Annotated in this window: 9 protein-coding genes; 5 read left to right on the top strand and 4 right to left on the bottom strand. The window is 36.2% G+C overall.

Features of this window, described 5'->3' with window-relative positions; genetic code table 11:
* Together tnpB and tnpA are read right to left on the bottom strand one after the other, a co-directional pair.
* A partial coding sequence (tnpB, locus tag IEV16_RS13055) for an IS66 family insertion sequence element accessory protein TnpB (RefSeq protein ID WP_188366169.1) occupies positions 1-308 on the bottom strand: 308 nt, incomplete at its 3' end.
* Positions 305-601 (bottom strand): IS66 family insertion sequence element accessory protein TnpA, encoded by a 297-nt coding sequence (tnpA, locus tag IEV16_RS13050; RefSeq protein WP_188366168.1) that lies wholly within the window; start codon positions 599-601, stop codon positions 305-307. The genes tnpB and tnpA, both read right to left, overlap by 4 nt.
* A gap of 438 nt (positions 602-1,039) precedes the next feature.
* Here tnpA and IEV16_RS13045 point away from each other — a divergent pair, with 438 nt between their 5' ends.
* From IEV16_RS13045 to IEV16_RS13035, 3 genes are all read left to right on the top strand, one after another.
* Positions 1,040-1,741, top strand: a complete 702-nt coding sequence (locus IEV16_RS13045) for a hypothetical protein (protein WP_188366167.1) — start codon at positions 1,040-1,042, stop codon at positions 1,739-1,741.
* A 112-nt stretch (positions 1,742-1,853) separates the two neighbouring features.
* The gene (locus IEV16_RS13040) at positions 1,854-2,411 is read left to right on the top strand and encodes a hypothetical protein (protein ID WP_188366166.1); all 558 of its coding nucleotides are present in this window, start codon (positions 1,854-1,856) and stop codon (positions 2,409-2,411) included.
* Positions 2,412-2,514: 103 nt separating this feature from the next.
* Positions 2,515-3,054: a hypothetical protein gene (locus IEV16_RS13035; protein WP_188366165.1), complete on the top strand. Its 540-nt coding sequence runs from the start codon at positions 2,515-2,517 to the stop codon at positions 3,052-3,054.
* Positions 3,055-3,164: 110 nt separating this feature from the next.
* Here IEV16_RS13035 and IEV16_RS13030 read toward each other — a convergent pair whose 3' ends face one another.
* On the bottom strand, positions 3,165-3,929 hold the full coding sequence (locus IEV16_RS13030; RefSeq protein ID WP_188366164.1) for a recombinase family protein: 765 nt from the start codon (positions 3,927-3,929) through the stop codon (positions 3,165-3,167).
* A 313-nt stretch (positions 3,930-4,242) separates the two neighbouring features.
* Here IEV16_RS13030 and IEV16_RS13025 point away from each other — a divergent pair, with 313 nt between their 5' ends.
* Complete coding sequence (locus IEV16_RS13025) at positions 4,243-5,049, top strand: hypothetical protein (protein WP_188366163.1); 807 nt, start codon at positions 4,243-4,245, stop codon at positions 5,047-5,049.
* Positions 5,050-5,438: 389 nt separating this feature from the next.
* On the opposite strand, the gene IEV16_RS13020 is transcribed toward IEV16_RS13025, so the two are convergent.
* Complete coding sequence (locus IEV16_RS13020; protein WP_188366162.1) at positions 5,439-5,690, bottom strand: helix-turn-helix domain-containing protein; 252 nt, start codon at positions 5,688-5,690, stop codon at positions 5,439-5,441.
* A gap of 87 nt (positions 5,691-5,777) precedes the next feature.
* Between IEV16_RS13020 and IEV16_RS13015 the strand changes: the two genes are divergently transcribed.
* Entirely contained in the window at positions 5,778-6,686 is a 909-nt protein-coding gene (locus IEV16_RS13015; protein WP_188366161.1) for a hypothetical protein, read from the top strand.
* Positions 6,687-6,880: the final 194 nt, after the last annotated feature.

The following is a 6,880-nucleotide window of genomic DNA, read 5'->3' as shown; positions in this document are numbered from 1 at the left end:
GCCACATTAAAGCCACGCAATAACCAATCAAGTTGCTCAACATCCCAGTGTATAATGTCATTGATATCTTTTTTAGGCCAGATAAACTTATCCTGCTCAAGACGCTTTTGCCACAAGCAAAACCCGGTTTGATCCCAGTACAACACTTTGAGCTTATCACGGCCTTTATTACAAAACACAAACAGACCCGGGCTAAACACATCCATGCCCATGTTATCTTGAACGATTTGGCTCAAGCCATTTATCTGTTTGCGAAAGTCCACATAATCACGGTGCAGATAAACCGGCACATCGGCAAAGTGAATCATCGCAATGCCTTGAGCAGTTGATGAACGTAATCAGGATCAGGCCAGGTATTAAATTCTATTTGGCCACGCCCCGTGTTCAATGACATCACCTTCCGATACACCGGTTTATCGAACTTAACCTGAATAAACTCATTCTTGGTGGATGGCCTAAACCCAAAATCCTTTTGTCGCTTGGAAAAATACTTGGCATTAATGCCTTGTTGCCGGCAGAATGCAGCGGCTGTTAAACCGGATTTTTTATGGGCGTGAATAAGCGCAATCCATTGCTCTTTGCTTCGGTAAGTTTTGCTCATGTAAATCACTGTGTTAAAAAAAACACAGTGTGCATCAGCTTTTAGCTAAATGATAGAATGGGGTTCGCTTGACGCTTACAGTCAATGTAAGCGTATAGCCAATTTTCCTAAACTATTTCCGTAGTTTTTTCATATTAACTCAATATACTTAAATTTTACTGCCAAACACATTTCTGTAAAAACTTAATCATTCATTAATGCTGATCAAAGTCTTTAAAATTGCACTTTTACCCAGAGATATCTGTAAATTAAAGCATTCGTGCACATATATCCGCAGATAACCGGATAAACGTGCATCCAGAAAATCCCCACTTTGTCAAAAATCAATCACTTATGCTAATATCAACTTATTTAAAGGCATGAAAATATATAAAAATGACGATATATAGCATTAATGCACATATAATAAATTGTTAGCTTTCACTTGGTATAAAGCACTTGTATAAGATTATAAATTTCTTAGCCTTTATCGGTTGTATTGTTTGGCTATATATAGATCAAAGCCCAGAGCCTGTTGTTGTTCTACTGTTAAGTGTCGCTGGTTTTTTTCGTGACGATATTCACGGAATGATTGGTAGAAATGTTTTTACGTTAACACCAAAGACGGGCGTGATTCGCGACCTCGAATCTGCAAAGTACTCATTTGTTGATTCAGAGTTTATAAACCCGAGAATTTTAGATGATTTATGTGGATGGCTTAGCGATTCAGGCGATCAAATTGTTTCTATAAATATCACTGACTCAAACAAGAGCAATCGATACTTTGGCGATATTGACGTAAAGAAATCCGATTCAGGATTCCCCATTGTTACATGTACAAGTGAAGAGGGTTGGGTTTCACACAAGTACATCGGTCGATCGTTTAGTGGCCTTCATATCGTTGAAGCGTGGTCAAATGGTGGTGGATCTGGAATTTTCTGCAATGTGCTACTTGTAACCCTAAGCTTGGATTCTGCCTTGGAGTACGACGTTACTAGGTATGAAAAGAAATCTCGGTACGTTATTAAACTCATAGGCTCGCTTCCTTTGGGGGATCGCTATGATGGAGAAATTGGCTACAAGTTCGGTATTCTTACCATACCTGCTTGTAAGGGGCGCAAGTCATTGAGAGACAAAAAGTCTCGTGTGCTGGTGCTATAAAGCTAACAATGCCATGCCAGCGACGTTTTTTTCGTTGCGGCTTCGTCTCAACTACAAAGCCGCGCGTTTTGGCGACGGTTAAGTTTTATTACCCAAGTGGCTACGTAATTAAATGACTGAGTATATTGATATAGATGTTGATGAAGATGAGTTTCGGTTATTCAACCGATTACTTCTTTCTTACAACGATTTTAAACAAGCACATGAGATTGCGTCTGTGTTACTTGAAAGTGGTTACTACGATAACGTGCCTGAAAATCGCACTTTAATTCTTGCGCTCAACCTTACAGTGATCATTGCTTATTCAAGGCCGTTTAAAACTAGTAGGGGTAAATTGGTTTTGAAAACGTTGCCTAAAGAAATCCTTTCAGCGTTCGACAGTGAGCAGATGGAAGTTCACCAACAAATTCTATACGACCGAGATACTATGATGGCGCACTCGGATGCGGGCGCAAATGATGTTGTTCCAAAAGTTCTCGAACTTGGTAATCGAAAAATATTGGTTCCAATGAACGCGAGCCCTTATGCAACACCCCTTTTGCGTGATGTTATGGAAAAAGTTGCGACTATGGCGTATGAACTTCAAGAGCGGACATTTGAAATGCGAATGGAAATTGAACCTAGAATAATTGATAAATTGCCAGTGGAACGGGTACATGGTGAAACTTAACAAGGCAATCTTGCGGAACTCCGTGGGCTGTCACGTTTTATGCGGAGCACAAAAAGCGCCATTCTACTCCGTCCGTAAATTGCTGCGCTGGGCGACTTAGAACATGAACGAACAGATTCAAAAGTCTCATGAATCCGTGCGGAACGAGGTGTATCAGCTGCTGGTGAGCGCTTATTGCTACAACCGCAAGTTTGGAAGTCTTGCTGAACGTATCAAGAAAGAGTCCCGGGCGTTTCTGCTTGAGGAGGTTACGGCGCTGCGACATCTATCGAACGGCATTGTGTTGCACTTATGCAACTTGGACGACGACGATGGGTGGTCACTTCGCACGCTTAGAAAGGCTGTTGCGAAAGAACCCTTCGATGATTCGGCCAAACGGGCCATCAAGAAATATCTCAAGAAGCTTCGAAGTAACCTGAATAACCTGAAAACCAAGCATCGGAACCAATTTATCGCTCACCGCTTAGCGGACGAATATCCGGATCCATTTGAGCTCTTGGATTTTCGGACCGAGTTCAAAGCTCTGGTTCAACAGGCAGTGTCGGTATTCGAAAAGCTGTGGGGTAAGCCGGTAGATTTCGGGTTTTATCCGGGCAGCCAGGACAGATTCATCAACTTCAAGGAGGAACTTGACTTATCGTGAGGGAGTCGGCCCAACAAATCGCTGGAATAATGTTTCATTATATGGCATAAAAACAGCCCATTCGATGTGTATTTATGGACAATCAGTTGGTATATGAAACAGTATATAAATTAGCTGCTAAGAGGATCAAGGTCGACCAAAACCAAATCCAATGTTTCTTTAGCTAGTGACTTTTCAGCCTGAATCTTTGACATTGCTTTTTCTCTTAAAAGTTTTTCCATTGTTATTTTGGTTACTGGATCATTGGTTGACACTTCTACTGTTGTGAATTTTTCTAAGGCATTCAACATGTAAGAAAAGTGTCCTTGTGCTCGATTCATCAATTCATATTCATTCAGTAACCTATAAACACTGGCTTTACTTAAATTGTACTTAGTCATGAGTTCATTGATTAATAGTCCATCGTTTCTGTCGTTTATCATTTGTATAATTTGTTGCTCATTAAGTTTGGGTTTTGCGCCAAATTTGACGCCTTTTTGTTTTGCTTTTTCAATACCTTCTAATTGACGCTCTTTGCGAAGTTCCGTTTCAAATTCAGCTATAGATGCTAGTATTGAAAACATCAATCGGCCCTCTTTATTAGTTGTATCAATAGATTGATCCAAGACTTTGAATCCAACGTTTTTCTGATTGAGATTATGGACAATTTTATGAAGATCTAATGTAGATCGAGCAAGTCTGTCTAGCTTTGTGATGACTAAAACATCACCGTCACGGACATAATCTAAACACTTGTTTAATTCAGGACGCTGAGCAGTAATTCCGGATAGTTTTTCCTGGTATATAGGGTCACATCCAAATTGCTTTAATTTATCCACTTGAACATCAAGGGATTGTCCGGTTGATGAAACTCGACCATAGCCAACTTTTTTCATATTCTTATAAACTCTTAGTTAATTAATAATCGAATTATAAGACATAAAATAAGACCAGTAAAGAGATATTCTTAAAATGTATAGATTATAATAAGTTCTGTGTATCCTTAAGTGCAACCAAGAGGTTGGACATAGTAATAACACAATACCATTAACAATATAAAGTGGCGATTCATGAGTGTTTAGTGTTGTATTTTAATAATCTAGAGTAACTCAATTAATGTTGCGAATTTTCAATATATGTTATAAATCACTTGTATAATCAGAGAGACATGAATCTTTTTAGTATTCTAAAACCAACAGAGTAAACTACATGAATTTTGAATTTTTTTTCGGCTGGTATTTTTCACAGTTTAATAAAGATAATATTTCTGTAAGTAAGCAAATATTGAAAAAATTATTAAATCAAACAACTTTAGAATCTCATGAACGAATAAAACTTGAATATAAGTTAAGTAGACGAAGAGTTTCAAATATTATCTTAGAATACATTAATTCTGGAAGGGCAATGCAAACCGATGAACTTGATAGGGCTTTAGCTAAAGGTGGAGATGCTCATAGTATTTACACAAGGCTTAAAGACAAACCATATATATATGCCTCAGAGTTAGAATATTACCTAAGAAGAACTAAAAATGTTAAATATATATGCATGCGAATTAGGGAAGGATGTCAACACGCTAGCATGATGCAGGAATCATTACTTGAGGTCTTTTGTGGTGTTAATAATACTAAGCCGATTTATTGTAGCAAACCTGACTCATATAATTTATTCCAAATGTTAACAAGTGGAAAATCGGTTGGTTACAGAGATGAATTTATAGGCATTTTAAAGTCAGCTAATAAAGACCTATATCACTTATATTGTTTTGTTTATATGAGAGGCGGTGATAAATATTGCCCACGCTTGAAAGACCCTATGTTCGAACTGAATAGAAATCAATCATATGCATTACTAAGAATTACACATTTTGACATTAAAGAAAAATATCACGACAATTTAGCATTCAAGATGGTTTCAAGTAATGTTGATAAAAAAATTACTTCTTGGCTACTCAGCAATAAAGACTTACTTAATCCAGAAGAAGTAAGAATTATACAAGAAAAACTACTTAAGTAGTTTATCCAACTTGGTATTAACATGAATTGTAATGCGTACAATGTGAGAATGACAAGTGAGGCTGGATCTTGAGAATGTTTAATTCAATAAATTGCTGATGTGTAATAACATTACATATGGCAATGAAGAAGATGGAAAAGAATCTAAGGTATAATATCTAAAAGTCGAATTGAGAAATTATGAAATGAGCCAAACAGATCCCAGAACAGAATTACAGTCTCGAAAATGATTTTTTACCATTTGATAAACCAATAACTCCTATCTCTGCAATCAAAAAAGGTGATACTAAATCTGTCTTAAGCTTAATTGAAAGTCGTCATGACCAGTCTGGTCATTAAAGTGGCATTTTGTAATTTTTAGCATCCCGTTCACACATATACTTATTGATACTATCTTTTATTTGTATTTGATCTTGTAAATTTAGACACAAAATCTTCTGGTTTTATATTACATGCATTGCACACATTTATAACTTCAATAAAATCAAGATTGCGGTCACCAATTTCATATTTAGACACGTAGCTCTGTGGTTTCCCCAAAGCTTCTGAGAGTTGAATTTGAGTTAAGTCAGCACGAAGCCTGATGTCTTTTAACGCCTCTCTCAGCTTAATGTATGACTCATCCCAGATACTTTTTTTCATAATCAGGGACTTTAGTCTATAATCTGAAATATCCCGATTCAGGATATTACTGGATTCTATACAACTATATAACTGTGGGGACTAGACATGGCTAAGCAAAAAACTCAAAAACTTTCAGCAGATGAAAAGACAAAATTAATTGAGGCTAAATATAATATCGAAAACAAAAAGTCCGTTGATATTGAAGAATTGGGTTATACGCACAAGCTTTATCTTTTAGCGATTTGTAGAGTTCTCACAGATGAATCATTTGATAGTATATTGCCGCTAACTGAAATTCCTTCTGACAAGTTTTTATCACCTAGTAGATATATGGATAGGAATATAATGGATTGCCTTAATTCAAAAAATATTATTCTGGTAGATCCTAACTCAAATACTGATGCGTTTGAATTTGAGGATAACAAATGTGTTGGTTTTGATATTGCTGCTGTTAACTGGTTCGTTAACATTTCTGAGAAAGATGAAGAAAGGTTAAGTGTGGCCAGCTGTTATACGTTGATTTTTAAAGACTTAATAAATTACTTTCCAACATCTAGCGAGGAGAGAAGGAAAGTTATTTCGTTTACAATGAATCTTGCGTTCAATGAAGCATTGAGTTATTTGATACATAAGTGTTCTAAGTTGAACTATGAATTTAAATTCGGTAAAAAAACACATCTTTTTCTTAGTCAATTGATTGCCAGTTTAGCTGTATCAGATATTTGCAGCATTATCGATAGAGCTGTCGATGAGGATTATTTGTTTATCACTCGTTCTAACTCAGGTAATAATTATGGAAGCACGGTTTCGGATAGATTGCTCAATTTGGGAGAGCTTGCAATCAGAGACAATTCCCAAATTAGACATTCAAAAAGAAATGAATGTTTGCCAAGGTCCGAATTAAGTAAGATCTTTTATGAATTAATCCACGACGGTAATGATGAAGGATTTACTGAGTGCCCAGCTGAGTTTTGGAAAAATAAACTCTCGTCGTGCTATTCTGCTGAGCAATAAATTTTTTAGTTGTATAAAAATCTATTAATTTTAATCAATATAGAATCTCTTAGAAGTGTTGTATATTTTCCAGCTTAGATTTCTAAGTTTTTAAAATTATAATTTAAAAATTTTTCAAGCCTATTATTCTCAATATACACCTTTAATTTACTGAATTTTTAACAAATAAATGCAAAGTATAGTGATAATTTTGC

It is taken from the genome of Marinicella pacifica, from assembly GCF_014636635.1.
In the GTDB taxonomy this organism is placed as follows: domain Bacteria; phylum Pseudomonadota; class Gammaproteobacteria; order Xanthomonadales; family Marinicellaceae; genus Marinicella; species Marinicella pacifica.
Note: the sequence above shows the minus strand (reverse complement) of the source record. Positions and strands in the feature narration are given on the sequence as shown.

Bases quoted from the DNA above. Each gene is read 5' to 3' on its own strand.
- IEV16_RS13035 (WP_188366165.1), top strand. From the start codon at position 2,515: ATGAACGAACAGATTCAAAAGTCTCATGAATCCGTGCGGAACGAGGTG.
- IEV16_RS13030 (WP_188366164.1), bottom strand. From the start codon at position 3,929: ATGAAAAAAGTTGGCTATGGTCGAGTTTCATCAACCGGACAATCCCTT.
- IEV16_RS13040 (WP_188366166.1), top strand. From the start codon at position 1,854: ATGACTGAGTATATTGATATAGATGTTGATGAAGATGAGTTTCGGTTA.
- IEV16_RS13015 (WP_188366161.1), top strand. From the start codon at position 5,778: ATGGCTAAGCAAAAAACTCAAAAACTTTCAGCAGATGAAAAGACAAAA.
- IEV16_RS13020 (WP_188366162.1), bottom strand. From the start codon at position 5,690: ATGAAAAAAAGTATCTGGGATGAGTCATACATTAAGCTGAGAGAGGCG.
- IEV16_RS13025 (WP_188366163.1), top strand. From the start codon at position 4,243: ATGAATTTTGAATTTTTTTTCGGCTGGTATTTTTCACAGTTTAATAAA.
- tnpA (WP_188366168.1), bottom strand. From the start codon at position 601: ATGAGCAAAACTTACCGAAGCAAAGAGCAATGGATTGCGCTTATTCAC.